Origin of the sequence: Kribbella sp. NPDC023972 (assembly GCF_040639075.1) — a bacterium.
Classification (GTDB): domain Bacteria; phylum Actinomycetota; class Actinomycetes; order Propionibacteriales; family Kribbellaceae; genus Kribbella.
In genome coordinates this window covers 513,599-539,310 of sequence record NZ_JBEZZH010000006.1, presented here as the reverse complement: position 1 = coordinate 539,310, position 25,712 = coordinate 513,599, and the positions used below count along the sequence as shown (strand labels likewise).

Genomic DNA, 25,712 nt, shown 5'->3' with positions numbered 1-25,712 from the left:
CCAACTGGGGGCCTTGGACAAGCAATACCTTGTCCAAGGCCCCCAGTTCCTGCGTCAGGCCGCGACTTTGGCCCGGCCGGAGGAGGAGCGGCTGAAGATGTTGTCCAGGCTGACCCGGCCGGCGCCGACGACCGCGAGGGTCAGCGACAGCAGACCGAGTACGCCGACCAGTTCCCAGCCGCCGTTCGCGACGAAGATGCCGTTCGACAGGTGGACGAATGCCAGCGCGCCGACCATGTCGAGTGCCAGCAGTACGCCGACCACCGGAGTCAGCACGCCGAGGATCAGGGCGACACCACCGAGCAGTTCGATAGCTGTCGCGTAGTACGCGGACAGCGTCGGCGCCGGCACACCCATCTGCTCGAAGCCGGCGGCGGTGCGGTCGAGGCCGTTGGTCTGGAACTTCTGCCAGCCGTGCGCGATGAAGACGACTCCCAGCCCGATCCTCGAGAGCAGCAGGACGAGATCGCGGGCGGCGGCAGTGCGGGTCTGGCTCACAGAGGTTCTCCTCAAACAGACGATTAATGATTGAGTGTTCAACCATAGCCTACCGAACGCCACCGAAAGCTCACCGAAAGAGCACAAGTGACCGGAACCACAGCCGCTACGTCGTCCGCCGGGACCGATCGCGCGGCGTCGTACCCGCTGGACCTGTCAGGATGAGGCATGCCTGAGTCGCTGGAGGATCTGGTCGAGCTGCTCGACCTCGAGATGATCGACGTCGACCTGTTCCGCGGACGGCAGCCGCAGACCTCGATGCAACGGGTGTTCGGCGGGCAGGTGCTCGGGCAGGCACTGGCCGCCGCGAGCCGGACCGTCGAGCCGGAGCGCATCGTGCACTCGCTGCACGGGTACTTCCTGCGCGGCGGCGACACGTCCGTGCCGATCATCTACCGGCCGGAGCCGACCCGGGACGGCGGTTCGTTCAGCAGCCGGCGCGTGGTCGCATCGCAGAACGGCAAGCCGATCTTCTACATGTCGGCGTCCTTCCAGCGGCCGGAGTCCGGCCTGGACCACCAGGACCCGATGCCGGACGACCTGGTCGCACCCGACGATGCACCGACTCTCGCGAGCGTCCTGGAGGCGCGGTCCGGTCGCAAGGCCGCCGACTGGGCCAAGGAGTGGGCGGCACTCGACGTACGCCTGGCCGGTGTCAGTGGACGCCAGTTCTGGATAAGGGCCGCAGGCAAGCTATCGGACGATCCCGCCTTACACGCGTGCGTTCTGGCCTACGCCAGCGACCTGACGTTGCTCGGGGCAAGCTTGTTGCCGCACGGCATCGTCATCGGCGACCGCCGGATCCAGCCCGCCTCCCTGGACCACGCCCTCTGGTTCCACCGCCCGTTCCGCGCCGACGAGTGGCTGCTCTACGACCAGGCGTCCCCGTCCGCCTCCGCTGCCCGAGGCTTCTCAACCGGCCGCCTCTTCACCGAAGACGGCCACCTGATCGCCTCCGTGGCCCAGGAGGGCCTGATCCGCCCCGTCGGCCTCGATCTCGACTGAGCGCTCGGCCGGCTGCTTGGCAAATCACCACTTCGGGGACTGCGGCTCTGATACCGTGGAGACATGTTGCAGCGCGCGGTAGTGACGACGACGCCGGAGTACGTCCCGGCGCGCTGACACCTGACTGTCGACAAAGCCCCGGGGCGAGTGCCCCGGGGCTTTGTCGTGCTCGGTGGTTTCTCGCCCCATCCACTGGAGGAGCCACACCATGTACGACCATCGCAAGATCGGGCGGGAGCTCGGTTTGTTCGACTCGGATCCGCTGATCGGAGCGGGCCTGCCCTACTGGTTGCCCGCGGGGGCCGCGGTTCGCCACGCCTTGGAGAGCTACATCGCCGGGGTGGAGCGAAGAGCCGGGTACCAGCAGGTCTATTCGCCGGTTCTCGGCAAGCGCGAGCTGTACGAGATCTCCGGCCACTGGGCGAAGTACAGCGACGACATGTATCCGCCGATGGACATGGGCGGCGAGCAGCTCGTCCTGCGGCCGAGCATCTGCCCGCACCACGCCCTGATGTACCGCTCCCGCTCACACAGCTACCGCGAGCTTCCGCTGCGATTCTCTGAGCTCGGTGGGCAGTACCGGGCCGAGCTGTCCGGTGCGATCGGTGGCCTGAGCCGGGTCCGCGCGATGCAGCTCAACGACGCCCACATCTTCTGCCGCCTCGACCAGGTCGCGGAGGAAGCCGCCAACGCGCTCGGCCTGATCAACCAGGCCTACCAGGACCTGGGCATCAGTGCGTCACGCTACGTCCTGGCGCTGCCCTCCGAGGACGCATCGTTCGGCGATCCTTCGAGCAAGTACGTCGGTGACGCCGCCAGCTGGGCGCACGCCGCCGGACTCCTGCGTGAGGTGCTGGACAACGCAGGCATGGAGTACGAGGAATCGCCGGGCGACGCCGCGTTCTACGGGCCGAAGATCGACATCCAGGTGGCCGACTCGGCCGGCCGTGAGTTCAGCCTGTCGACCGTGCAGATCGACTTCCACCAGCCGGAGCGGTTCGGTCTCGAGTACATCGGTGCCGACGGCAACAAGCATCGCCCGGTGATGGTGCATCGCGCGATCGTCGGCAGTATCGAGCGAGCCATGGCCCAGCTGATCGAGGTGCACGGCGGCGCGTTCCCGGCCTGGCTCGCCCCGGTGCAACTCGTCGTACTGCCGATCTCCGACGACGAGGAGAAGCTCGCCGTCGAGGTCGCCCGCCGAGCGTCGGACCGTGGTCTGCGGGTCGAGGTCGCGCATGCGGACGAGGGGAGTCTCGGTGCCCGCATCCGCGAGAACCGGCTGGCGCCGTACCAGGCGGTCATCGGTGCGCGGGAGGCTGCCGCCGGCGAGTTGGCGATCCGCGAGCGCAACGGCCGTCAGCGCGAGGCCGAGGCGGTTGGGGCTGCGCTGGACCGGATTCGGGCCGAGGTGGACGTGTTGGCGAACCGCCAGGCCATCGCACCTGGAGTCGCGGCGGCGAGCTGAGCGTGCCGGCCGCCTGAGGCGGGGAATTGTGATGGCCTGGAGGTTCAGTGTGCCTGCAGCTGTCCGATCAGGTGGGTCAGCTCGCGGCGCTCGTCGTACACGGCGAAGTCGGTCGTCTTGCTCGAGGTCTGGTAGCCGAACTGGACCCGGGACGGAAGCGGCACCGGCTTTCGGAAGTCGACGCGGACCGTGAAGGCGTCCGGCAGCTTCGCGGCGCGCTGGATCGAGGCGAGCGACGCGGCCTTGGTCCACATGCCGTGCGCGATCTGACGCGGGAACCCGAACGCCTGTGCGGTCAGCTTGAACAGGTGGATCGGGTTCCGGTCGCCGGACGCGGCGGCGTACCGGCGACCGAGGTTGGCGCGCAGGTCCCACCACGCTGTCGGCTCCACCGATGGCTCCGGCAGCAGGTCGACAGGCGCGTGCTCGGTCCCGGGGGAGCGGCTCAGCAGCGTGGTCAGGTCGGTCCACACCACCTCGCCGTCGAGGCTGACCTCGCTGATCACGTCGAAGATCGTGCCCTTCGGGTGCGGGCGTTCCGCCGTACTGTGCACCCGGATGGCCGGCTCGGCGTGGATCGGGATCGGCCGCAGCTGGGTGATCGTGTTCGACAGGTGCACGATCCCCATCGGCTTGTAGGGGAACGAAGGGTCGGACATCAGGTCAAGATGCAGGGGGAACGCGAGGACATGCGGGTACGTCACCGGCAGCGCCGGCCCGGCGGTGAAGCCGGTGACGTCCCGGTACGCCGTCAGGTGGTCCTGATCGATCGCGGACCTGGGCAGCTCCAGCGTGAGCCCGTCGGCATCGGGCTCGTAGTCCGCGCGCCGCAGCGTGGCCTTCACCGTCCGGGCGTAGAGTGCGCCGAACCCGGGTGAGTCGTCGTACCGTCGCGTCGGCATGTCACGCGCCCAACATGCTCTGGCCGCAGACGCGGACCACGTTGCCGGTCACACCGGCCGAAGCCGGGTCGGCGAACCAGGCGATCGTCTCGGCCACGTCGATCGGCTGCCCGCCCTGCTGCAGCGAGTTGATCCGGCGGCCGACCTCGCGGATCGTGAACGGGACCTTCGCGGTCATCTCGGTCTCGATGAAACCCGGCGCGACCGCGTTGATCCGGATCTGCCGCTCGGCCAGCTTCGGCGCGAGCGCCTGGACCAGCCCGATCACCCCGGCCTTGGAGGTGGCGTAGTTCGTCTGGCCGTTGTTGCCCGCGATGCCGGCGATACTCGCGACACCGATGATCGAGCCGCCGTCGCGCAGCGCGCCGGACTCGAGCAGATGGTTGGTGATCCGCTCGGGGGCACGCAGGTTCACATCGAGTACGGCGTCCCACGTGTCGGTGCGCATGTTCGCCAGCCGCTTGTCCCGGGTGATGCCGGCGTTGTGGACGACGACGTCGAGACCGCCGTACTGCTCCTGGGAATGCGCGGCGATCCGTTGCGGTGCGTCGACCGCGGTCACGTCGAGCAGCAGCTCGCTGCCGCCGATCCGGGAGATCACCTTGCGCAGAGCATCCGCGTTCTGCGGTACGTCGACGCCGATCACGGTCGCGCCGTCGCGGGCCAGGGTGTCGGCGATCGCGGCACCGATCCCGCGAGCCGCTCCCGTCACCAGCGCGACCTTCCCGGCCAGCGGGCGATCCGGGTCGTTGCTGACCAGCGGTCCGGTCCCGATCCTCGCGACCTGGCCGTCGACGTACGCCGACTTGGGGGAGAGGAAGAAGCGGAGTGTCGAGTCGAGCTGCTCGTGCGCGTCCGGGGCGACGTAGACCAGGTTGACCGTCGCGCCCCGCTTCACCTCCTTGCCGAGCGAGCGGGTGAAGCCCTCCAGCGCGCGCTGGGTGATCTGCTGCTCCGGCGAGTGGGCGAGCTCCGGCGTACGGCCGACCACGATCACCCGGCCGGCCGGCGCGAGCTGCCGGATGACGGGGGAGAAGAAGCGCTGCAGGCTGGTCAGCTCCGCGGTCGAGGCCGCACCGGTCGCGTCGAAGACCAGCGCCTTCGGCCGGATCTCGCTCGAGGCGATGCCCTCGTTCGCCGTACTGAAGGACGCGCCGATGTCCCGCAGCAGGGCCTGGATCGCCTTGCCGGTGTCGGTCTCGGAGATCGCGCCGAACACCACCGGCCCGTCGATCACCGGCGAGCCGTCGGTCCAGCGCGGCAGCGGAGTCGGGTCGGGCAGACCGAGGTTCTTCACCAGGGTCTGGCCGAGCGGCGTCCGGGTGAAGGTCTGGTAGCGGTCCGTCATCTCTCAGCTCTCCTACTTCTCGAGGATGGCGACGACACCCTGGCCGCCCGCGGCGCAGATCGAGATCAGGCCCCGGCCGCCGCCGTTCTCGTCCAGTTGCTTGGCCAGCGCGGCGACGATCCGCCCGCCGGTCGCCGCGAACGGGTGGCCCGCGGCCAGCGAGCTGCCGTTCACGTTCAGCTTGTCCCGGTCGATCTCGCCCAGTGGCGCGTCCAGGCCGAGCCGTTCCTTGCAGAAGATCGGGTCCTCCCACGCCTTCAACGTGGACAGCACCTGGGACGCGAACGCCTCGTGGATCTCGTAGTAGTCGAAGTCCTGCAGCGTCAGGCCCGCCCGCTGGAGCATCCTCGACACGGCGTACGCGGGAGCCATCAGGAGACCCTCAGCGCCCTTCACGTAATCGACCGCGGCCGTCTGTGAGTGGGTCAGGTAGGCGAGCGGCTTCAGGCTGTGTTCCGCGGCCCATTCGTCAGTGGCCAGCAGTACGGCGGACGCGCCATCGGTCAGCGGGGTCGAGTTGCCGGCCGTCATCGTCGCGGTCTCGCCCTTGCCGTAGACGGTCTTGAGCTTGGCCAGCTTCTCCAGCGTGGTGTCGGGCCGGAGGTTCTGGTCCTTCTCCAGGCCGAGGTACGGCGTGATCAGGTCGTTCTGGAAGCCGCGGTCGTAGGACTTCGCCAGGTTGATGTGGGAGCGGTACGCGAGCTCGTCCTGCGCCTCGCGGGTAATGCCCCACTCCAGCGCGGTCAGGGCCGCGTGGTCGCCCATCGACTTGCGGGTCCGCGGCTCGGCGTTCCGCGGGATCTCCGGTACGACGTCCTTCGGCCGGACCCGCGCGAGTACCTTGAGACGATCCTGGAAGGTCTTGGCCCGGTTGAGGTCGAGCAGGATGTTGCGGAGCCGGTCGTTGACGGCGATCGGCGCGTCGCTCGCGGTGTCCACGCCGCCCGCGATACCGGCGTCGATCTGGCCGAGCGCGATCTTGTTCGCGACCAGGATCGCGGCTTCCAGCCCGGTACCGCAGGCCTGCTGGATGTCGTACGCCGGAGTGGTCGGCGCGAGCTTGGAGCCGAGGACGACCTCGCGGACCAGGTTCCAGTCGCGGGCGTGCTTGAGTACGGCGCCGGCGACCACCTCGCCGAGCTCCTGCCCGCCCAGTCCGGTCCGGTCGACCAGGCCGTTCAGGGCGGCGGTGAGCATGTCGGAGTTGGAGGCGTGCCGGTACGTCTTGTCCTGCCGGGCGAACGGGATCCTGTTGCCGGCGACAACGGCCACCTTGCGGGTCTCGGTCACGATGTCTCTCCTGCTCTGGTCGAGCGTGTGGTGGGCCTGCGCTGGGTCTTGTTCTGCTGGGGCTTGTTGTTCACGGCTTTGGTGTTCAGAGCCTTGCGGCCTACCGCGGTCGCGAGGGTGGCGGTGATCGCGGTCGCCCGGACAGTGGCGACATCCGCATGATGCACGACCGGATGCCCCGGCTGCCCGCTCGACACGATCAAGCCGACTCTTGCCATGTGCAACGACCCGAGGGTCTGGGTGTAGAGATGGTTGGCCAGGTAGTCGGTGTCGACCTCGTCGAACACTCCGGACCGCTGGCCGGCCTCGAGGATGGTCGCGATCCGCTCCAGCGCCGAGGCCATCGCCGTACCCAGCTTCGTCATCACCGGCTCGGTGATCTCGCCGAACAGTTCCTCGCCGGTTCGGCGCAGCAGGCTCATCGCGCAGTCGGCGAAGGCCGGGTACTCCAGGCAGAAGTCGACGAACACCTCGCTCAACGACTGGAGCCGGTTGAGAGGCGCCCGACGCGGGTTGTCGGTGGCCGACAGCCGCTCGTCGAGCTCGCCGAGGTAGTCGACCAGGGTGAGCGCGAACAGCTCCTCCTTGCCGGCGAAGTGACGGTAGATCAGTGCCTTGTTGATCCCGACCCGTTTGGCGATATCGTCGATCTGGGCGTCGATGGTGCCGCGCTCGTCGAACAGCTCGCGAGTGGCCCGGATGATGTCCCGCTCCCGGTCGCGGCGACGCTCCGCCGTGGTGCGGCGGCGTCCGATCGCGAGCAGCGCGGAGCTCATGGATCGATCTTAGCCACACTGGTACCCCCTGGTGCAAACGGCGGTTACACTCGTGGGTAACATCGTGGTCCCCTGTTGTGTTCGCCGGAGGATGTTGATGACCGACCCTGTCGTATCCGCGGATGTGATGTCGCTTGCCGGAGAGCTCGGCGCCGAGCGGTCCAAGCCGGGCTGGAGCACCTTCTCGCTCGCCCTGAACACCGAGCAGCAGGAGATCCGGGACTGGGCCCACACCTTCGCCGCCGACGTGATCCGCCCGGCCGCCTCCGAGTGGGACGAACGCGAGGAGACGCCCTGGCCGGTGATCCAGGAGGCCGCCAAGATCGGCCTCTACGGCCTGGACGCCAACGTCAACCTGTTCATCGACCCGTCCGGTCTGCTGATGCCGCTGGTCCATGAGGAACTGTTCTGGGGTGACGCCGGCATCGCGATGTCCCTCAAGGGCACCGGCCTGGCATCGTCCGCGATCTTCTCCAACGGCACCCCCGAGCAGTGGAGCCAGTGGATGCCCCGGTGCTACGGCACGCCTGACGACGTCAAGGTCGCCGCGTTCTGCTCGTCCGAGCCTGGCGCTGGTTCTGACGTGTCCGCGATCCGTACGCGAGCGACGTACGACGAGAAGACCCGCGAATGGGTGATCAACGGGCAGAAGGCCTGGGCGACGAACGGCGGGATCGCGGACATCCACGTCGTGATCGCGACCGTCGACCCGTCGCTGGGGACGAAAGGGCAGGCGGCGTTCGTCGTACCGAAGTCCGAGGTCCGCGGACTGCAGCCAGGAACCAAGCTGCGCAAGCACGGCCTCCGCGCGTCGCACACCGCCGACGTCTTCTTCGACAACGTCCGGATCCCGGCTGAGAACGTCCTCGGCGGCAAGGAGAAACTCGACGCGCGGCTGGCCAACGCCCGCTCGGGGGAGAGCCGGAACCGGAACGCCTCGATGGCCACCTTCGAAATGACCCGCCACATCGTCGGCGCCCAGGCGATCGGCATCGCCCGCGCCGCCTACGAAGTCGCACTCGACTACGCCAAGACCCGCGAACAGTTCGGCCGCCCGATCATCGACAACCAGGGCATCGCCTTCAAACTCGCCGACATGGCCATGGAGATCGACGCCGCCCGGCTCCTCGTATGGCGCGCGGCCAACATGTCCGCGGCCCTGATGCGCGGCGAAACCCCCGACTACCGCCACGGCGAAGGCTCCATGGCCAAACTCAAAGCCGGCGAGGTAGCCGTCCGCGTCACCGAAGAAGCCATCCAAATCCTCGGCGGCAACGGCTACACCCGCGAATACCCAGTAGAACGCATGCACCGAGACGCCAAGATCTACACCATCTTCGAAGGCACCTCCGAGATTCAAAGGTTGGTGATCGCCCGCGCGATCTCGGGAATGCGCATCAGGTAGCTATTTCTGCAGGTCGCAGGTTGATTTCAGGGCCGGTTGGGCACGGCCGCCGTCCAGCTCCCGGAGGCAGCAGGGCAGTGTACGGTGGGAGGTCGCGCCGGACTCAGTCGTGTGTGGACTTGAGCGCGAGCGCCCAGGGGTAGCGCTCCAGCGCGGCATCACCGGTGCGCGGCGCGTGCGGCTCGAATTCGCCGGGCCCGAAAAGAACCCGAACACCTGCCTCACGCAGCGCCGCGACGCTCCGGATGAAGGAAAGGTTGCGGGCCAGTGCCTGGTTGACGAACGGGAGTACGACGACCCGCACGCCCAGCCCTGTGAGCTCGGCCAGTTGTGTCAGTACGTAGTTGTCCGCAATCCCCGCGGCCCATTTGTTGATCGTGTTGTAGGTCGCGGGGGCGACGATCACAGCATCAGCCTGTGGTGTAGACGCAGTTCCCGCGCTGCGGTACGTCGTCCGCACAGGATGACCCGTGAGCCTCGCAAGGGATTCGACGTCAATGAAGTGTTCGACCGCGCTCCCAGTTGCAGCGCAGTAGACGTCCCATCCGTCGTCGTGGGCAAGGCCGATCAGGTCGTGAACTCGCTTGGCGGGCCCCGCGCCGCAGACGAACAAGTGGAGTACGCGTCCGTTCGTCATGCTGAAAGTCCTGCCCGTGTTGCCATGCTCTGGACTGTCTGGCTGAGCGATCCAGTGGTGCTGTTCAGACGCGCTCGGAGGAGGCCATGGGCCAGGGGCCGGCATCGGACCTCTTGTGGGGCCAGCCGCTCGGCCTCCGTCAAAGACCGCACGGCCTCTCGATATCGGCCCGTGTAGGTGTACGAAGCGGTTAGATCGAGCAGATAGTTCGCTCTGCGCTCGGGGGGCAGTGTAGCCATGACCGAGGGATCAACATTCGCGACGTATTCCACGCCGCCGGCCAGGGGTGATCCCGGCAACTCGGCGCACACCCTCGCTGTGGGAAACTGTAATCTGTACGTAGTCATATCTTTGCGGATGGTAGCGCCCTTGGGGGTAGACGTGGGTTGGGTGCATTGCGATGTGTGCTGCTTACGGGTGACGGTGAACAAGGACAACACCCTGCCAAAGCACTACACCGAGACACCTCAAGGCCTGATCCGCCATGGGGCTCAGCGGGAGTGCAAGGCATCGGGAACCGCGCGGTACACCCTGCAGAGCGAGTTCCGATGGACGTGCAGACGGCCGCGCAGTGGGAGGACCTGTCCATGCTGCGGTCGGACGCGAATGACATTGAACAAGAATGGCAAGTTCCCCAAGCACCGGGCACCGGGCACCGGGTGGCGGAAGGTGCGCGATGTCTGAAGCAAATTAGCCGCCGAGGCTGGTGCCTGTCGCGAGCTGAGGCTTTGCTGTGGCGCGGCTCGGCTCTGACTCGAGGACCTTGATGCTGTCGTCGGCTGCGGCCATCGTCCATTAACATGCGCGACCGCTCCGACGTTGTGGACCTGATGCACCATTTTGAGTCCGTCCGCACAACTGCGCCGAAGGTACTGACCGCATGACCAACCTGACCGCCGAGCTCGACAAACGGTTGAAGCACGCTCTGAAGGGCATCTGCCAAGAGGCCGGGCTCCTCTCGGATGAAGCAGAACTCATCAAGTACACAAACAATGCCGTGTACCGCCTACCAAGTCAGGGCGTCGTAGTGAGGTTCGGCGCCGGCGACCTGGCCAGTCAACGGGCCGACCACGTCGCGCGGGTAGCCACCTGGCTGCAAGACAACGACGTACCCGCGGTCAGGCTCGCCCCCGGCCTGACGCAACCCGTCCTCTTCGAGAACTACTCGGCAACAGTCTGGGAGCTACTCGAGGGCGGCGATCCAGCCTGGACCGGCGCCGAGCTCGCGTCCCCACTTCTCGGCTGGCACAAACTCACCCCCATGCGCGGCCTCAAACAGTGGGACCCGTTCAGCAGCGCCCGCAGCAGACTAGCGATGGCCGACGGGCTATCCGCCGACGACCACGCCTGGCTCACGCACCAATGGTCCGAGACCGAATCCGCTTACCGCGCACTGGTCCCCGACCTCCAGATGGGCCTACTTCACGGAGACGCCTACATCGGCAACCTTCTCCGAGAACCCACCGGCCGCTTCGTCCTCTGCGACCTCGACGGCACCAGCGTCGGCCCCCTCGCCTACGACCTTGTCGTCGCCGCGGTCAGCGCCCTCCGCTTCGGCGCAATCCAAGACCACGAAGCCCTAGCCACTGCCTACCGCCTAGACGTCACCACCCTCCCCTCCTGGCCGACCCTCCGCCGAATCCGAGAACTAGTCCTAGTCACCAGCGTCATCACCGACCTCCGCAACCGCCCGGAAATCGCCAAAGTCCACGCCCACCGCCTAGCGACCCTAAAATCCGGCGCCAGCCAACTCTGGCACCGATACAAGTAGGGCACGGACCTCAGTGATTGATCTTGGGTGTATCAGGCGCGTGTGCGCCCGCGACAGTCGGCCGAATCGTGCCGTAGGCGCGAGGGTCCAAGTATCTGGCTGGAGTGCGCGTGGGGAGTGCAACTCAAGCTCAACTACTTCGCCATGAGCTGTCAGAGCCTTTGCGCAAGAAGACGGGGCCGGGCACGTCCATCGCTGTTGAGCTGGGGCCGCAACGTTTCCCCTGTCGTCTAACGGCATTTTTAGGGCGCGGGCCTCGGTTGATAGCGTCGTCGGTCGTGGATAGTGCTGAGGACTTGCGGCTTGCGTTCGACATGTCGGATCTGGCGGCGGGTCTCGCGCTCGACTACTTCGAGGCTGGGGTTTCGGCGACGCTGAAGGTCGACGGGACACCAGTTACGGAGGCCGACCGGGCTGTCGAGCGATTGTTTCGCGAGACGTTGGGTGCGGCGAGGCCAGGGGATGCGCTCCTGGGCGAGGAACTTGGGCGACTCGGTGAGTCCGATCGGGTCTGGATCATCGACCCGGTTGACGGTACGTCGTTCTTCAGTCGGCGTGACCCGAACTGGCGCGTTCACCTTGCGCTGCAGGTTGCCGGGAGCACTGAGCTCGCGGTCGTCACCGCTCCTGCGCTGCGACGCTGCTGGTGGGCGACCCGAGGCGGCGGTGCTTTCGAGTCGTCCTGGCCACGCGAGGAGTCCGAATCGAAGCGCCTTGAAGTCAGCACCACTTCGATGTTGGCCGATGCTCGGCTCCATGCTCTGGACGACGCGTCCAGAGCCCGTCTGCCGCCGAGTGCGGCCCGCCCACCGGCAAGCCCGCTCCCGCTCGTCGAGCTTGTTCGTGGCGAAATCGAGGCCTTCTTGGTCGAGCGCTACCACATCTGGGATCACGCGCCATGGATTCTTCTCGTCGAGGAAGCGGGCGGCCGTTTCACCGATCGAACCGGAGGACGCGCGGGTGATCAAGGCGGTGGCCTGTACTCGAACGCCAACCTGCACAGTCAGTTGCTCACCGCGCTTCAATATCCCGCGCGCCCCTGAACGCCGGGATCAAGCGTACGCCGACGATCGACCGCGCGAAGCTCACCTGGTACCGCAACGGCCCTGGCAAAGCGACCGGCCAGATCATGTTCGCGAAGATGATCGGAATCGGCATGATCACCGCGATCGTCGTGGATGCGACCTTGGTGAGGATGCTCTTGGTGCCCGCGACCATGCGGCTGCTCGGGCGGTGGAGCTGGTGGGCACCTGGACCACTGGCTGCGGTTTACCGCAGGCATGGCATTCGGGAGTCTGCCGGACAGGTCCCACCGCGCGGCAAGCCAACTCTCGTCTCGTAGTCGCGCTCGGATCTGCTACCTCATTGACAAACGGGAGATGGATCCAGGTTGACTCGGCCGTGGCGCAAGCTGCTGCTCTTCGTGCACGTCCTGGCGGCAGTCGGTTTGTTCGGCACGGACCTGGTGCTGCTCGTTCTCGGGATCTCCGGAGCGAGCGGCTCCGATCCGCAGGCGGTGTATCCGGCTGCACTCGCGCTGTACAAGCCGACGCGACGCCTGCCGTCGCGCGAACGTCGGCTCCCAGCCGCCCGCTGAACCGCGGCGGTCTCCATGGTCTGCGCTGTGGAAGGCCTGCAGGTGGTCCTCCGGGACGCCGTGCGGGCGCCCCGGAGAACCGACGCAGGTCAGTCAGCGGTTGGGTCTGCTACCGCGATTCCCCAGATGTCGGTGTTGCCGAAGGTGGGTGGGCAGTCGGTGCCCGGTGCCGGCACCGGGATCGGTGTACCGACGACGAGAGACTGCCGGTAGGCATTGATCGCCGGGCAGACCGCCGCCTCGCGGGTGTCATTCCAGACCGCCACACCGGCCGCATCGGTCGCGACCGCGTAGTTGTAGTCGCCCAGGAATTCACTGGTCAGTCCGTTCGCGCTGGACGCACGGGCATCACCGATCGCACCGCGATGCAGCGTTGTGAACGGGCCGGTCGAGGAGTTCGCGTGTCGTACGACGCCGAGCATCGGCCGCGGCGCCGCGGTAGTCGTCTGCCATGGCGCAAGGAACGCGTTGTACGTCAGGTACACGTCCGCACCGTCGGGCGAGATCGCGATCGCCGGCTGGTTGGCCCGGTCGGCGCCCTCGCTGGCCACCGTGCGGCCGGTGTAGCTGGCGCCGCCGTTGGTCGAGTGGATGACGTACGCCCGCTCGTTGTTCGTGCCTGCCGAGTCATCGGACCAGGTGACGACGATCTCGTCCGTCGCGGTCGCTCCGGTCGGCGCGCCGTTGGCGATGTCGATGCTGGGGAACGTGTTGGTCCGCGCACCGGCGACCCCGTCGATGGTGAATCGGCCCTGGACCGGGTCGAGCTGCCCGATGTTCGTCACGATCGTGATCGGTCGCGGCCGTTCGAAGGTCCGGCCGCCGTTCTCGGAGCGGGCCTGGAAGAACACGCCCTGTCGGGTGCGGATGTCGGTGCCGACCCAGACGACGTACACGGTGCCGTCACTGTCGGTGCGGATCGCGCAGCCTTGCCGGCCGCCGGTCTGGGCGTTGTTGGTCGCCGGGGACAATTGCCTGGTGCGCCAGGTCTGGCCGGCGTCGCTCGAGGCCGCGAAGAGCACCGGCTCCGGCGCGCCGGCGCCGACGCCGCGGAAGCCAACGTTACACACGTACACGTTGCCGAAGAATCTGCTGGAGGCCGCGTTGTCGGCCCACACTTGTTCCTTGTCGGAGAACAGCGCGGAGTTCTGCTTCGAGACGATGACCGGGTTCGACCACGCCGAGTTCACCCCGGCGAGGGCGTCCGCGAGCCGGTTACCCGGACCGGTGGCATCCATGAAGGAGATTGCGATCGCCCCGGCGCCGCGGAAACCAGGGTTGCCCGGGAACGGGGTGGCGATGTTGGTGTAGTACAGCCTCGAACCGTTGGCCCACGAGAACGTGCCGTTCGCACCGCGACGCGGCCCGAACGCCAGCTCGGGATCACCGTTGGAGACCATCCCGTTCTCGAAGTAGTTCGGCAGCGTGCCGATCGGTCCTACCCTCGGCACGCAGGCCGCCGGTCCGAGGCAGTGCCGCGCGGTCCAGCCCGTGTACGTCGGCTGGACCCAGCTCTGACCGCCGTTCGTCGAGAACGTGATGCCCGAGACACCGACCCCGGGAGTGAAGGGACAGGTCGTCGGGTCCCCAGCCGCGCAGGCCTCCAGGTCGATGTTGTCGTTCGCGCCGGAGGCGAGCAGCGAGGGCTGGTGAGCGTCGACCGCAAGACCTGGCTCGTTCTGCTTGTTCTGGGAGAAGGGCGTCGACGGACTGCCGACGGTGACCTCCGTGTCTGCGCCCGGCTGCGCGGATGCGAGCCCTGTCCCCGTCAGGGCCAGACACGCGACCGCAGCCAGGACCATGGCGCGTGAACGCCGCATGGCCCCTCCTGAGATCCGAGCCCCCGAGCAGTTGGTCACCTCCGAGCGAACGCCTCGGCGGCGCCGATGACAAGGTCTGAGCGCAATGAATGTGGCCGACGACCTGGCGTAAGCGCCGACAGGCAAGGGTTCAGATCGCTGGTTGCTCGGCCGGCGCCCGCGGACTCGCGTTCGGTTAGCCCGGTGCGGGGGTAGGCGATGAGGGGTGGAAAGTGCGAGCTCCGGAGTGTTGCAGTAGGCAATCACCTGCCTCGGCACAGCTGCGACGTACCTGTGACCGGGGATCACTCACCCCGCGAGGCGGAGGGCTTCGCGGTGGAGTTTGCGTAGGTGGTGGAGGGTCTCGCCGGTGAAGATCGCCAAGGCGGTCCAGATGAGCACGAACCCGGCGAGGCGCCCGGGCGGCATCGACTCGCCGAACACGAACACGCCGAGGACGAACTGCACCGACGGCGTGAGGTACTGCAACAACCCGAGGTAGGTCAGCGGGATCCGCCTGACCGCCCCGGCGAAGAACAGGAGCGGAACCGCTGTGGCCGGGCCGGCGGCGATCAGGAGCAACGTCGTCGACCAGCCGGCGTGCCCGAACGTAGCCCGACCCACGAACTCCAGCCAGACCAAATAGCCCAGCGTGACAGGCAAGATGATCGTCGCCTCGACGGCGAGGCTTTCGAGCGCCCCCGTCGCAGCCCTCTTCTTCAGTACGCCGTACACCGCGAAGCAGACATGTGGGTTTCTCCTTGCGCGGAGAGGCTCCAACGGCGCCCTGAAATCAGCATGGATGGAGAGATAGATGACGTCTAATGCCAATTGTTCGAAGATCACATTGATATCTTTGATCTATGTTCAACCTGCTCCATCTCAAGGTTCTGGCCGCGGTGGCGCGACATGAGTCCGTGACTGAAGCCGCGAGGGAGCTGCACTACTCACAACCGTCGGTGAGTCATCACCTGTCGCGCCTGGAAGCGGCCACTGGCGTCAAGCTGGTTCAGCGGATCGGTCGTGGGATCCGGTTGACACCGGAGGGGCGGCTGCTCGCCAACCGGGCCGCCGAGATCATCGGCCGGGTCGACGCGGCGTCCAACGAGCTGGCAGCCCAGGTGGGGCTACAGATTGGGCGGGTTCGGCTGGCCGCCAACTCGTCGGTGCTGAGCACCATCGTGCCGAAGGCGGCGCCCAGGTTGGCCCAAGCGCACCCAGGGCTTGAGCTGAGCCTGATCGAGCGTCACCCGGTCGAAGCGTTACAGATGCTGCGGCATGGCGAGATCGACGTCGCACTGATCTTCCGGTACGCCCACGCCCCGGTCGAGGAAGAGGGATTTCGCCTCGAGTACATCTGCGACGACTCGATCTACCTCGTCACCCAGCGACCTGACGACAGCGTTGCGAACCATCGCCACTCCGCCTGGATCGGCGGTTGTGAGCGGTGCCGGGAAGAGGTGATCACCGTCTGCCGGCACGATGGTTTCACCCCACGCTTCGCCTCACTGAGCGACGACATCGTCGTCGTGCAAGCGCTGGTCGCCGCCGGCGTAGGCGTCACGACCATCCCCGGCTTTGCACTCCAAGCCCACCGCCACCCCGATGTCCACACGACCGAACTCACCAGCTTCCGCCGCCAGATCTACGCTGCCACGTATGGCGAGCCCCCGGACCCGCCCGCCACGACCGCACTGATCCAAGCCATCCGGCATTCGGTCCGATAGCGCCGCTGACTTCCACTCGGTTGCGAACAGGCGTGCACCTTCGTCAGTCGAGGCGGTCGAGCGCCGCCGGGCATCACCGCACTCCTGCTCAGGACAGCACGCGGTAGGTCACGTGCGTGACCAGCTTTGCTCCCCGCGACTTCACCTGCTCGAGTTCGAGCGGCGGGACACCCTCGAACAGCCGTGTGCCGGCGCCGAGCGTGAGCGGCACGATGTGCAGCCGCAGCTCGTCGAGCAGGCCAGCTGCAAGGTACTGATTGACGGTGGTCGCGCCGCCTATGATCGCGACATCCCCGTCCCCGGCCGCTTCGCGCGCCTGGGCCAGCGCCGACTCGATCCCGTCGGTGACGAAGTGGTACGTCGTACCGCCGGCCATCGGCTGCGGATCGCGCGGGTGGTGGGTGAGTACGAAAACCGGCGCGTGGTACGGCGGATCGTCGCCCCACCAGCCGTTCCAGTCCCGATCCCAGTCGCCACGCACCGGACCGAACATGTTGCGCCCCATGATGAATGCCTTGGCGGCGGTCATCTCGTCGATCTCGGCCTGGTTCTCGTCGGGAGTATCGGAGTACCAGGCGTGCAGCTTGTCGCCCCAACCGTCACCGCCGTCGTCGCCGAACGGGCGTTCCTCGCTCTGGTTGAGCCCGGCCGAGTACCCGTCGGCCGAGATCGTGATGCCGCAGATCACCTTGCCCGTATGTGCCGTCATTGCTCCACTCCTCGTATGACGTCTTCACGGTGAGCCCTTCCTGTCACGCATCAGCTTGAAGCCAGCCGCAGTATGACGTCTAATGCCAATCCTTCGAGCATCACATCAACAACTTTGATCTATCCCGGGTCCGGGCAACCCCGGCGAGGTGGCGAGGCTGGAGCTCGCCGTGCGGCTGGCAGCGGTCGGAGGGTGGTGGCGCTGATGTGGGTGAATGTTTCCTACGGTGGAATTCTGCTGGAATTCTGTTCCACGCCGAATGTGTTGCAGTACGGCGGCCCGGAAAGGCGCTCCGAGTAGCGGCTGCTCCACTGGGAGTGGCGATTCTCGGTTTTGCAACAAACACTTATCTGAAATTGAGGGGTGATGCGAAATTCAATGGAAAATCCTGGGTGTTTCGGCGTTGCCTGGATTCTGGGTGGGGCAGACACTCGACGGGTGGGTGGGCCCGCGGACGGGCGTGGCGGTCGCGCTGCTGCGCCACCTGCAGAACGGAGGACGCCATGACCACACCTCCAGAGCCGGAGGTCTGCCCGATACTCCACCTGGAACTCGGTCCGCTGGATCTGAACATCCTGGGTCTGCGTATCCAGTTGAACCAGGTGGTTCTCGACATCACGGCGATCCCTGGACCCGGCAACCTGTTGGGCAACCTTCTGTGTGCGATCGCCGGTCTGCTCGACGATGTTGATCTGGGCAACGTTCTCGGCGGCCTGCTCCGCAACCTGATCGACGCGCTCATCCGTCTGCTCGAGGGCCTCGGCGGTGGGGCGGCCGGCGGTAGGCCGGCACCCGTGCAGCCGTGACGATGGACGACGACAAGACCGCGGACGCGGCGTTCGCGGCCAGGATCGAGGTAACGCTGTCGAGCTTGGAGAACTTGAGATCGCAGCTCGGCGCGGCGAGCCGGTCGGAGATCTCTCCTGAAGAACTCGTGCGCTCTCTAGGAGACGTCTGGCGAGCTGAGAGGCCGCTGCTGACCCAGGTCGCGGCGGCTGTCCTCGAGTCGCTCAGGGTGCAAGCCCTGCAACAAGCGTATGGATGGCGCGAGCAAATAACCCGCGCCATCGACGCTCAAGCCAAACCGAAGCAGCGGTGACGAGTGCCTGAAGGAAGAAAATCACCGCTCGCACTCATCCGCCGATAGCACCACCGAATGGGCTGCGGTGGTGGCGTGGCTGCTGCTGACTTGGTACTGCCGTCTACTCTCGCGGCAGTTGCTCGTTGGGGTCTTCGTCGGGATTCCACTCGGGTTCTTTGTCCGGTGAAATGGTGGGATCGTCACCACCCGTCGGCAGCCTTGGGTCGACCGGGCTGTCGGGATCGTCGGGCGGGGGTATCGGCGGGACTGGCGGCATTGGATTGGAACTGCTCATCGCAGGCCTCCTCTGGTCGCCTCCCCGGTACCCCTGCGGCGATCGGCGTACGCCGCTGTCGGGTCGGTAGCGCCGTGCTGGGTATTCGGGGGTCGTAGACTGAGTGGGCCGGCGGCTTTTCGATATCGCTTGCCAAGGCATGTCGTCGTCGGTGTTTGACGATCCCGGTCTGCGTGCTTGCTGCGGCCGTGGAGGGTGGTGGCCCGTATGGGTGCCGACCACAATATGGATCGGGTGACGGCGTGGGCAGTCGAGGATGCGGCCGCGTCCTCGATCGCACAAGCGCAGGGCGTGCTCGCCGAGCGCTATGGTCTGAGCTTCGAAACGGCACTGACCGTGCTCGATCGGAGAGCGCAGCGAGCGGGGATCCCACTGGTCGAGGCCGCCCGGTGGCTGCTGACCGCCGGGGTTCTGCCCTGATTGCGTCTGGGCACTGGACCGACAAAAGCCACGACTGACCCATGGGTGACACGCACGGTGTGCCCGCGGGTGAGTGATTGCGCCTCGGCAGGCCTGGGTCTCGGACTGGGTCAGAGTAGCGTTGCCGGGCGCTGTTTCCGGGCTCGCCTAGGCCGATGGAGAGGTGTTGGTGGTGACCGATCGATCGGCGATCCTTGCGAAGTTGGCCCGTTTGGCCGCAGTCAACGCGGACCGGCACCTGGCAGATCGGCTGTGTGAGGCCGGTCGGCTGATCCTCGGTGCGGACGGCGTGTGGATCACCGTCCGTCATGCCAGCGCACTGCATCTGCCGCTGAGCGCGACCGACGACACAGCGTCCGCGCTGGAGGACTTGCAGGACGTCCTCGGGGAAGGGCCCTGCCGGACCGCGCTCCGTGACGGTAGCCAGGTGACCGCGGTCGTCGAGGACGGGACTGACGCTCGGTGGCCCGAATTCGGCCGGGCCGCGTGGCACCGCGTCGGCCCGCTCACCATCCATGCGTTCCCGATGCGACCGAGTGCCGAGGCTTTCGGCGTGTTCGCCCTCTATCTGCGGCCCAGCACGGTCTTCGTGGAGGCCGGCGAAACGGCACAGCTCCTCGCCGACACGATTGGTGCGGCGCTGCTCCGGGAACCGGTCCCGAAGCTCGAGGCCGGTCCGGTGCGCGGGATGTGGTCCGCGCGCGCCGAAGTTCACCAGGCCACCGGCATGGTCATCGCCCAGTTGCGCATTCCGCCCGAGGACGCGCTGGCTCTGCTGCGGGCGCACGCCTACGCCCACGACACGACGCTGGGTGAGATCGCGCACCAGGTCGTCACGCGACAGCTCGATTTCCGAGGAGACTCGTGACAAGCCACGACACCGTCCACCCGGCGCTGCCCGAGCGCGCGGTGCGTGAGCTAGCCGCCGCGACCGCGGCCCTGGTCAGCGACCACGACATCATCGGCACGATCACCCACGTGCTCGCCGGATGTACCGGATGCGTTCAAGCCGCCGCGGCCGGAATTGTGATCGCCCAGCCCGGGCGCGACGGGCTGGAGTTCCTGGCTGCTTCGGACCATCGAGCTCAGCACCTGGAGCTGTACCACGTCCAAGTCGACGAAGGGCCTGGCGTCGACTGTGTCGCCACCGGGCAGCCCGTCACCGAGACGAGCCTCGACGACACCGCGGATCGCTGGCCCATCCTGCGTGCACCGTTCCAGACGGCCGGCTTCAACGGCATTCATGCCGCCCCGATGAGCTGGCAAGGCGACACGCTCGGCGCACTCAACCTGTTCTTCACCGAGGGCGACCGCGCCGCCGACGCGGAACCGATCGCGCAGGCGTTCGCCGACATTGCCGCGCTGGTGATCGTGCACACCACTCCGCTGTCACCGGCCGACCTCGCCGCCCGCACCAAGGCCGCGCTGGAGGAGCGGACAGTGATCGAACGCGCCAAAGGCGTCATCGCCCACACCCAAGATCTGGCGATGGACGCTGCCTTCGACCACCTGGTCGCGTTGGCCAGTCAGCAAGGGCGCCCGCTGACGGTCGTTGCCGCGGCGGTTGTCGACCAGGCCGCCGCGGGCGATCGCCGTACGTCGTGAACTGAGTCCCCACGCCGGCAGTTCAGCGCTCACGTAGCCAGCTCGGCCGGGCTATCTGGTCTTGGCAACGGTGTCGGCGATGATGCCGGCGGCCACATCACGCAGCTTGACGTTGCCAGTCTGCGAGGCCCGCACCAGGAAGGAGAACGCTCGGTCAGCGTCCAGCCGATAGCGCTCCATGACGATGCCGACGGCTTGACCTATCTGCTGACGAGCCACCAACGCCTCGCCCAGGCTTTCATCGTGCCGTCCCCAGCCCAGAGCGATCGCGACCAGCCGAGCGAACATGGCCCCCAGTTCGCGGGTATCGGCGTCGATCTGGTGAGGGAGAGTCGAGTAGAGGTTCAAGGCGCCCCGGGCGTGCGGGTCAGCGCAGAACTGGAAGGCCAGTTGAGAACCCAGCCCGAAGGTTGACGCCGCCTTCGGGCCGTACTCGGGCCATCGAAGGTCAGTGGCCAGGTCATCGACCTGAACCACCGGTACGCCGGTCACCGCCTCGTAGCACGGTCCCTGACCTAGCTGGTACTGCAACTCGTCCGCTTGGTTCGCCACGGGATCTGTCGGCGCGAGAGTCTCGATCCGGCCGCCCTTGGTGGCGACCGAGATGCTGACGTAGTCGATCCCCGGGATCGCCTCGGCGGCGCTGCGGCTGATCCGGTCCAGCGTCGCCTCGAGGTCCATCGGCACCTGCAGCGAGGTCGCCACCTCGTTGACCACAGCGATGAGCTCCTGCGTCTCCACGAAGCCCTCCCCTCAGCGGCCGACTCCTCGCCAGCCCGGTACCACCACCAGGGTGTACCCAATCCGGCAGACCGCCGCCCCACTGGTCACCGCGCCACGCCAACGCTCGCCCGGCAGGTCGCCAAAACCGGTGGTACGCGACGTGCAAAGGGTCGAGCCTGGAGAACATGCACCTCACATTCCTCCATGACCCACGCGGTGAGTGCCTGACCATGATCCGAAGAGCGGACGGCGCGGAGTTCACTCTCTCCTCGTACTCACGCAAGCATCGCGTGCCCCACGACCTCGCCCACGCGGTCACCGAACGCGAACTGGGGATGCCCGACGGCATCTTCGGCTGTATCGCGGCAGGTGCAATCTTCGACAGCATGCAACAGACAGCGGGGAAGAAGCGGTACGACGCCAAGCGTCGAAGCGCCCGCGTGCTGAAAGGGCCTAACAGCATCGGCCTGAGCGAGGCGATCACCAGTGTCATTCACGAGGCGGTCGAGCACGACGAGGCGACGCCGTACGCCCGAGTCCGCGAAATGTGGGGCGTCACCCAGCCGGATCCCTGTCCCTACCTCGACACGGATCTCGACCGCGCCACCGCGACCCTGCGCGAACTGAGCCGCCGGTGGCAGACGAACTCCGATCCGCTTGTCTTTCCCTGGCCGAAGAAACTCCAAGCCGCCGGAACCGGGCGCTAGATCCGGGGGCGTGAGCCGCCTACCTGTAGGCGGTGGCTTCGGCGTCGCGGATGAGTTCGGCGGCGACGTCGCGGAGTTTGCGGTTGGTTTGGCGGCTGAAGCGGACCAGTGTGCCGAAGGCGCGGTCGGCGGTGATCGAGTAGCGCTCCATCAGCAGGCCGACCGCCTGGCCGATCAGGTCGCGGGTCTCGATGGCCGCGAGCAGGTTCTCGGCCCGCTGCGCACCCGAGTAGGCGACGGCGGCGTGGGCGGCCAGCAACCTGCCGACGTGCTCGGACTCGTCGGTGAACGCGTGCGCCTGTTCGGCGTACAGGTTCAGCGCGCAGAGGCTGTCGTCCTTCACGAACATCGGAAAGGCCAGCATGCTGAGGGCTCCCAGCTCCGCCGCCCGCGGGGCGAACCGCGGCCAGCGGACCTCCCGGCGCATGTCGCCGACCCGCACGATCAGCCGCTCCCGCAGGGCGTCGAGGCACGGCCCCTCGTCGAACTCCGACATCACCGCGTCGACACGGGCCGGCAGCAGGCCGGACTCCGCCTTGTGTACGACGTGTCTGCTGCCGACGACCGCGGTCACGGAGCCGGCCTCGGCCCCGGGCACCAGTTCCATCGCGGCCTGCACGGCTTCCCGCAGTACGTCGTCCGGCTCGTCGGCGTGATGCAGATCCCGGGCCAGCTCGCTCAGCTCATGGGCCAACGGGTCCGACCTGGACGGATTGTCCAGCGATGCCGGCCCGACACTTCGCAGCTTGGGACGATCGTTCATGAGCTTGTCCTGACCATTCCTGGGTAGCACCACTGGGCCGCACAGTCCATGAGTGGACGCGTTGTTTCGTGGAATGGGGGTTGCTCGAAGCACTTTCAGTCGGTCATAGTGGTTCCGCCTCAGACAGTTGGGCATCGAGATTTCGACCTGCCGAGGCTTCTATGCGCGATCACGACCCTCGCACCGTTCGCGAACTGATCGTCGTCCTGCACACCGTCGAGGACGAGTTGCGCGCTGCCCGCTGCACTGGTGACGTGGATCGACTGACTGCCTTGATCCGGCGCAAACAATCGACTTTGCGTGAGCTGCGCCGTCGCCGCCTGCACCGATTGAGCGTGGCCTGATCGGGTCACCCACCGTCTGATTGCGGGCCCGCCGCTCTTCGGAGGGGACAGGGGGAGCGGGCCCGCAATCACCTTTGCGCAGGGTCACAGCAGAAGTGATCCGTGAACCGCCGCGCCGCAGGCGCACGCATGAGCTGTGAATGTCGGGGCACCGGCCGGAACCCAAGACGGATGAGGTGTTCGGACATGACGACCGCACGCGAACTGATGACGGCCGGAGCCGAGTGCGTCGGTGAGAACGAGACGCTGGTCGATGCGGCTCGGAAAATGAGGGATCTCGACGTCGGAGCGTTGCCGATCTGCGGTGAAGACAACCGGCTCAAGGGGATGCTGACGGACCGCGACATCGTGGTGAAGTGCGTTGCCGAAGGTCGTGACCCGGCCTTGGCCACGGCGGGCCAGTTCGGTCAGGGCAAGCCGGTCACGATCGGTGCGGACGACAGTGCGGAAGAGGCCCTCAAGACGATGAGCGCCCACCAGGTACGCCGGCTGCCGGTCATCGACGGCCACGACCTGGTCGGCATGCTGGCCATGGCCGACGTGGCGCGCAATCTCGGCAAGTCCGACACCGGTGACGTCGTCCAGGACATCTCTCAACCGTGACTCACCGATACTGAGGACTGTTGCCTCGGGTACCTACCCGGAATGGACGGCTTGGCACAAACTGGCTGCGGCCGGGGTACTGGCGGGGCATGAACGAACGCGCCGATGGCCGGTCCATCCGGCTGTTCGCGAGTGACGCGGATCTGTCCGAGCCGCCGCCGCTGGACGACCTGGACCAGCTGGTCCGCTTCGTCCAGGACCACGACGGCGTCCTGTTGCGCTACTCCAAGGGGCCGCGAGTGGACGCGGACAGCGGGCCGAGCCGTGACTATGAGGCCGCCGTCGACCTGCCCGGGCTGTCCGCGACCACAGTCGAGCCCGAGCCGTGGTGGCCGCGCCCGGCCGAGGACTGGGTCGCCCGGCGAGTCTGCAAGTACGCCGAACTCGGGGAGCAGGAAGGTCGTTACGCCTGGCTGCTCACCGGGGACCTGGTCGGCCACGGGCCTGACCACGAGCCGCTGGTGGTGAATGTCCGGCCGCTGGCGCGCATCACCACCAAGGCCCTGGACCAGGCCAAAGCTCTCTACCGGCAACGCTTCGACGTCGGCCGCGACTCGACCTGACGCACGTGCGGGGGTACGGCGAACTCAAATGTGTTCGCCCCATGCGGAGGGGTACCGGGTTGGCACGAGCGGGGGAAGCACGGCCCATCCGAGTGACGACCTTTCGGCGACCAACCGATCGAGGAGACGTGATGGCACAGGATCCCGAGCGCACGGTGAAGGACAAGAACTACAACCTGGTGACAGTACTGCAGGCCTCGTTGCAGTGGACTTGGCAGATGGAGACCTACATCGCTGACGCGGAAGCGGCCGGTGACGACGAACTGGCCGAATGGTTCCGCAAGATCCAGGAAAGTAACCGCAAGGCAGGGGAGCAGGGCAAGGAAATGCTCGCCCAGCGCCTGTCCGCGGAGGAGACGACGGCCTCCGGTAGCTGACGACCGAGCTGGGCGGGCTCAGCAAGGTTGGGAGGTAGGCATGAACTCTGCCGAGCCGCTCGAGGTGTTCGTCCGAGCGGCGACGAGCCTGAATGAGTTGGCCAGGCTGGAGCAGGTCCGAACTGACTTCACGGCGGAGGAGTGCGAGGAGTTACTGACGGGGCTGGGCTCAGTCACGTCCGCCTCCAGCCACCTCGCGGACATCATCGCCCAGAATCTCGACTCCGCGACGTCACGCGCGGGCTGGCGCGAAGGCGCGACCGAACTCCGGGACGCCCCGGACCAGATGCTGTCCGTGACCGCGGGGTCGGTCCGGCTGGTGAGCGCGCAGTTGACCGAGGTCGCCGCCACCATCTCGTCCGCGCGCCGCCAGCTCGGTCATTTGCATCTGGCAGGACTCCGGCAACGAAAGACAGGCACACCTCCTGCCGCCGGGGCCGGGCAGCTCTGAGCATCGCGATGCGCTCTGGGTACCGGGACTGTATGAGTGAGACTGCGGTCGAGTCCACGAATCAGTGATGCGGTGCGGTATGCGCTTCATGACGTGGAACCTGTGGGGACGCTTCGGTGACAACTGGCAGCGCCGGCAGCGCGCGATCGCGGCGACGATTCGCACGCAACGGCCGGAGTTCGTGGCTCTCCAGGAGACGTGGGCGGTCGGTGACCGACGACAGGCAGACTTGCTGGGCGCCGAGCTGGGCCTGTCGTCGGCTTTCGCCTTGTCGCGAATGCCGGGGGATCCCGATCCCGGCGTGCGGCTGGGTCTTGCGGTTCTGAGCCGGTATCCACTGCTGGGTGTGGAACGTTGCCCGCTGTCGGACGAGACGGTGGCTTTGCGGGCAGAGATACGGCTGGGTCATCGCAGCCTGCACTTCCTGACCACCTGTCTGGACTGGGAGGAGGACCATGAAGACCAGCGGCTGCAGCAGGTCGACGGCCTGCTGGAACTGGTGTCGAAACTCTCGGTGTCCGGTGACATGGTCGTGGTGGCGGGGGACCTGAACGCTCCCGCCGATCGGCCCGAGATCAAGCGGCTTCTCGGCGTACTGCACGACTGCGGACAGCAGTTGGGTCCTACCTACAGTTCGGGCAATCCGTATCTGGGACGGGGGGAGTGGCTCGAGGATCACCGGATCGACTACATCCTGACGGCACTCGCCACGCCGGAAGAACCTCGTCGGTGCCGATCGTGGCTGGCGGGACTCGACGAAGACCACGGCAAACCGCCGTCGGACCACTACGCGGTGGTCAGCGACATCCCGCTCGCGAGCTGACGCCGGCGCTGCGCACTTCGCGTGA

31 protein-coding genes are annotated in these 25,712 nt (G+C 66.9%); 18 read left to right on the top strand and 13 right to left on the bottom strand.

Annotated features, from left to right (window positions below):
• Nucleotides 1-54 precede the first annotated feature (54 nt).
• Nucleotides 55-498, bottom strand: a complete 444-nt coding sequence (locus tag AB0F43_RS26015) for a DoxX family protein (RefSeq protein ID WP_360481926.1) — start codon at nucleotides 496-498, stop codon at nucleotides 55-57.
• A 168-nt stretch (nucleotides 499-666) separates the two neighbouring features.
• Between AB0F43_RS26015 and AB0F43_RS26010 the strand changes: the two genes are divergently transcribed.
• Entirely contained in the window at nucleotides 667-1,503 is an 837-nt protein-coding gene (locus AB0F43_RS26010) for an acyl-CoA thioesterase II (RefSeq protein ID WP_360481923.1), read from the top strand.
• A 208-nt stretch (nucleotides 1,504-1,711) separates the two neighbouring features.
• The gene (gene thrS / locus AB0F43_RS26005) at nucleotides 1,712-2,971 is read left to right on the top strand and encodes a threonine--tRNA ligase (RefSeq protein WP_360481920.1); all 1,260 of its coding nucleotides are present in this window, start codon (nucleotides 1,712-1,714) and stop codon (nucleotides 2,969-2,971) included.
• A 44-nt stretch (nucleotides 2,972-3,015) separates the two neighbouring features.
• Here the strand turns inward: thrS and AB0F43_RS26000 are convergent, their stop codons facing one another.
• From AB0F43_RS26000 to AB0F43_RS25985, 4 genes are read right to left on the bottom strand one after another with little or no spacing between them, the layout of a single operon-like run.
• On the bottom strand, nucleotides 3,016-3,873 hold the full coding sequence (locus AB0F43_RS26000; RefSeq protein ID WP_360481917.1) for a MaoC/PaaZ C-terminal domain-containing protein: 858 nt from the start codon (nucleotides 3,871-3,873) through the stop codon (nucleotides 3,016-3,018).
• Between the two features lies 1 nt (nucleotide 3,874).
• Complete coding sequence (locus tag AB0F43_RS25995; RefSeq protein WP_360481914.1) at nucleotides 3,875-5,221, bottom strand: 3-oxoacyl-ACP reductase; 1,347 nt, start codon at nucleotides 5,219-5,221, stop codon at nucleotides 3,875-3,877.
• A gap of 12 nt (nucleotides 5,222-5,233) precedes the next feature.
• Nucleotides 5,234-6,511 (bottom strand): acetyl-CoA C-acetyltransferase, encoded by a 1,278-nt coding sequence (locus tag AB0F43_RS25990; protein WP_360481911.1) that lies wholly within the window; start codon nucleotides 6,509-6,511, stop codon nucleotides 5,234-5,236.
• Entirely contained in the window at nucleotides 6,508-7,287 is a 780-nt protein-coding gene (locus AB0F43_RS25985) for a TetR/AcrR family transcriptional regulator (RefSeq protein WP_360481909.1), read from the bottom strand. The genes AB0F43_RS25990 and AB0F43_RS25985 overlap by 4 nt, the downstream gene beginning before the upstream one ends.
• Nucleotides 7,288-7,384: 97 nt before the next feature.
• Between AB0F43_RS25985 and AB0F43_RS25980 the strand changes: the two genes are divergently transcribed.
• The gene (locus AB0F43_RS25980; RefSeq protein ID WP_360481906.1) at nucleotides 7,385-8,692 is read left to right on the top strand and encodes an acyl-CoA dehydrogenase family protein; all 1,308 of its coding nucleotides are present in this window, start codon (nucleotides 7,385-7,387) and stop codon (nucleotides 8,690-8,692) included.
• Between the two features lie 103 nt (nucleotides 8,693-8,795).
• On the opposite strand, the gene AB0F43_RS25975 is transcribed toward AB0F43_RS25980, so the two are convergent.
• The gene (locus AB0F43_RS25975; protein ID WP_360481903.1) at nucleotides 8,796-9,329 is read right to left on the bottom strand and encodes a flavoprotein; all 534 of its coding nucleotides are present in this window, start codon (nucleotides 9,327-9,329) and stop codon (nucleotides 8,796-8,798) included.
• A gap of 880 nt (nucleotides 9,330-10,209) precedes the next feature.
• Between AB0F43_RS25975 and AB0F43_RS25970 the strand changes: the two genes are divergently transcribed.
• Nucleotides 10,210-11,100, top strand: coding sequence for an aminoglycoside phosphotransferase family protein (locus tag AB0F43_RS25970; RefSeq protein ID WP_360481900.1), 891 nt, complete (start codon nucleotides 10,210-10,212; stop codon nucleotides 11,098-11,100).
• 278 nt (nucleotides 11,101-11,378) lie between these two features.
• Nucleotides 11,379-12,143: an inositol monophosphatase gene (locus AB0F43_RS25965; RefSeq protein ID WP_360481897.1), complete on the top strand. Its 765-nt coding sequence runs from the start codon at nucleotides 11,379-11,381 to the stop codon at nucleotides 12,141-12,143.
• Here AB0F43_RS25965 and AB0F43_RS25960 read toward each other — a convergent pair.
• A complete protein-coding gene (locus tag AB0F43_RS25960; RefSeq protein ID WP_360481894.1) occupies nucleotides 12,112-12,318 on the bottom strand; it encodes a hypothetical protein in 207 nt (68 codons plus the stop codon). The two genes, AB0F43_RS25965 and AB0F43_RS25960, sit on opposite strands and share 32 nt — an antisense overlap.
• A 172-nt stretch (nucleotides 12,319-12,490) precedes the next feature.
• Between AB0F43_RS25960 and AB0F43_RS25955 the strand changes: the two genes are divergently transcribed.
• A complete protein-coding gene (locus AB0F43_RS25955) occupies nucleotides 12,491-12,697 on the top strand; it encodes a hypothetical protein (RefSeq protein WP_360481891.1) in 207 nt (68 codons plus the stop codon).
• Between the two features lie 89 nt (nucleotides 12,698-12,786).
• Here AB0F43_RS25955 and AB0F43_RS25950 read toward each other — a convergent pair whose 3' ends face one another.
• Together AB0F43_RS25950 and AB0F43_RS25945 are read right to left on the bottom strand one after the other, a co-directional pair.
• Nucleotides 12,787-14,517 carry a sialidase family protein gene (locus AB0F43_RS25950; RefSeq protein ID WP_360481888.1) on the bottom strand — a complete coding sequence of 577 codons (1,731 nt, stop codon included), beginning with the start codon at nucleotides 14,515-14,517 and terminating at the stop codon, nucleotides 12,787-12,789.
• Nucleotides 14,518-14,805: 288 nt separating this feature from the next.
• The gene (locus AB0F43_RS25945) at nucleotides 14,806-15,327 is read right to left on the bottom strand and encodes a hypothetical protein (protein ID WP_360481885.1); all 522 of its coding nucleotides are present in this window, start codon (nucleotides 15,325-15,327) and stop codon (nucleotides 14,806-14,808) included.
• Nucleotides 15,328-15,359: 32 nt separating this feature from the next.
• Here AB0F43_RS25945 and AB0F43_RS25940 point away from each other — a divergent pair, with 32 nt between their 5' ends.
• Entirely contained in the window at nucleotides 15,360-16,223 is an 864-nt protein-coding gene (locus AB0F43_RS25940) for a LysR family transcriptional regulator (RefSeq protein ID WP_360481883.1), read from the top strand.
• 88 nt (nucleotides 16,224-16,311) lie between these two features.
• On the opposite strand, the gene AB0F43_RS25935 is transcribed toward AB0F43_RS25940, so the two are convergent.
• Nucleotides 16,312-16,932 carry a dihydrofolate reductase family protein gene (locus tag AB0F43_RS25935; protein WP_360481881.1) on the bottom strand — a complete coding sequence of 207 codons (621 nt, stop codon included), beginning with the start codon at nucleotides 16,930-16,932 and terminating at the stop codon, nucleotides 16,312-16,314.
• A gap of 503 nt (nucleotides 16,933-17,435) precedes the next feature.
• On the opposite strand from AB0F43_RS25935, the gene AB0F43_RS25930 reads away from it, so the two are divergent.
• The 5 genes from AB0F43_RS25930 to AB0F43_RS25910 all read left to right on the top strand — a co-directional run bounded on the left by AB0F43_RS25930 (nucleotide 17,436) and on the right by AB0F43_RS25910 (nucleotide 20,333).
• The gene (locus tag AB0F43_RS25930; protein WP_360481878.1) at nucleotides 17,436-17,738 is read left to right on the top strand and encodes a hypothetical protein; all 303 of its coding nucleotides are present in this window, start codon (nucleotides 17,436-17,438) and stop codon (nucleotides 17,736-17,738) included.
• Nucleotides 17,739-17,740: 2 nt separating this feature from the next.
• Nucleotides 17,741-18,031 carry a hypothetical protein gene (locus AB0F43_RS25925; RefSeq protein ID WP_360481874.1) on the top strand — a complete coding sequence of 97 codons (291 nt, stop codon included), beginning with the start codon at nucleotides 17,741-17,743 and terminating at the stop codon, nucleotides 18,029-18,031.
• A 511-nt stretch (nucleotides 18,032-18,542) separates the two neighbouring features.
• Nucleotides 18,543-18,728, top strand: coding sequence for an ANTAR domain-containing protein (locus tag AB0F43_RS25920; RefSeq protein WP_360481871.1), 186 nt, complete (start codon nucleotides 18,543-18,545; stop codon nucleotides 18,726-18,728).
• Between the two features lie 172 nt (nucleotides 18,729-18,900).
• On the top strand, nucleotides 18,901-19,596 hold the full coding sequence (locus AB0F43_RS25915) for a GAF and ANTAR domain-containing protein (protein ID WP_360481868.1): 696 nt from the start codon (nucleotides 18,901-18,903) through the stop codon (nucleotides 19,594-19,596).
• Entirely contained in the window at nucleotides 19,593-20,333 is a 741-nt protein-coding gene (locus AB0F43_RS25910) for a GAF and ANTAR domain-containing protein (protein WP_360481865.1), read from the top strand. Before AB0F43_RS25915 ends, AB0F43_RS25910 begins: the two co-directional genes overlap by 4 nt.
• Before the next feature lie 51 nt (nucleotides 20,334-20,384).
• Here the strand turns inward: AB0F43_RS25910 and AB0F43_RS25905 are convergent, their stop codons facing one another.
• Nucleotides 20,385-21,074 (bottom strand): GAF and ANTAR domain-containing protein, encoded by a 690-nt coding sequence (locus AB0F43_RS25905; protein ID WP_360481862.1) that lies wholly within the window; start codon nucleotides 21,072-21,074, stop codon nucleotides 20,385-20,387.
• Nucleotides 21,075-21,286: 212 nt separating this feature from the next.
• On the opposite strand from AB0F43_RS25905, the gene AB0F43_RS25900 reads away from it, so the two are divergent.
• Nucleotides 21,287-21,763 carry a hypothetical protein gene (locus AB0F43_RS25900; protein ID WP_360481860.1) on the top strand — a complete coding sequence of 159 codons (477 nt, stop codon included), beginning with the start codon at nucleotides 21,287-21,289 and terminating at the stop codon, nucleotides 21,761-21,763.
• Nucleotides 21,764-21,782: 19 nt separating this feature from the next.
• Here the strand turns inward: AB0F43_RS25900 and AB0F43_RS25895 are convergent, their stop codons facing one another.
• A complete protein-coding gene (locus AB0F43_RS25895; RefSeq protein WP_360481857.1) occupies nucleotides 21,783-22,526 on the bottom strand; it encodes a GAF and ANTAR domain-containing protein in 744 nt (247 codons plus the stop codon).
• 119 nt (nucleotides 22,527-22,645) lie between these two features.
• On the bottom strand, nucleotides 22,646-22,852 hold the full coding sequence (locus AB0F43_RS25890) for a hypothetical protein (RefSeq protein WP_360481854.1): 207 nt from the start codon (nucleotides 22,850-22,852) through the stop codon (nucleotides 22,646-22,648).
• A gap of 204 nt (nucleotides 22,853-23,056) precedes the next feature.
• Between AB0F43_RS25890 and AB0F43_RS25885 the strand changes: the two genes are divergently transcribed.
• The 5 genes from AB0F43_RS25885 to AB0F43_RS25865 all read left to right on the top strand — a co-directional run bounded on the left by AB0F43_RS25885 (nucleotide 23,057) and on the right by AB0F43_RS25865 (nucleotide 25,687).
• Nucleotides 23,057-23,473 carry a CBS domain-containing protein gene (locus AB0F43_RS25885; RefSeq protein ID WP_360481851.1) on the top strand — a complete coding sequence of 139 codons (417 nt, stop codon included), beginning with the start codon at nucleotides 23,057-23,059 and terminating at the stop codon, nucleotides 23,471-23,473.
• An 89-nt stretch (nucleotides 23,474-23,562) separates the two neighbouring features.
• Nucleotides 23,563-24,036 carry a DUF6098 family protein gene (locus AB0F43_RS25880; protein ID WP_360481849.1) on the top strand — a complete coding sequence of 158 codons (474 nt, stop codon included), beginning with the start codon at nucleotides 23,563-23,565 and terminating at the stop codon, nucleotides 24,034-24,036.
• Nucleotides 24,037-24,167: 131 nt separating this feature from the next.
• Nucleotides 24,168-24,413 (top strand): hypothetical protein, encoded by a 246-nt coding sequence (locus AB0F43_RS25875; RefSeq protein ID WP_360481846.1) that lies wholly within the window; start codon nucleotides 24,168-24,170, stop codon nucleotides 24,411-24,413.
• A 40-nt stretch (nucleotides 24,414-24,453) separates the two neighbouring features.
• Entirely contained in the window at nucleotides 24,454-24,864 is a 411-nt protein-coding gene (locus tag AB0F43_RS25870) for a hypothetical protein (protein ID WP_360481843.1), read from the top strand.
• 88 nt (nucleotides 24,865-24,952) lie between these two features.
• Nucleotides 24,953-25,687 (top strand): endonuclease/exonuclease/phosphatase family protein, encoded by a 735-nt coding sequence (locus AB0F43_RS25865; RefSeq protein ID WP_360481840.1) that lies wholly within the window; start codon nucleotides 24,953-24,955, stop codon nucleotides 25,685-25,687.
• Nucleotides 25,688-25,712: the final 25 nt, after the last annotated feature.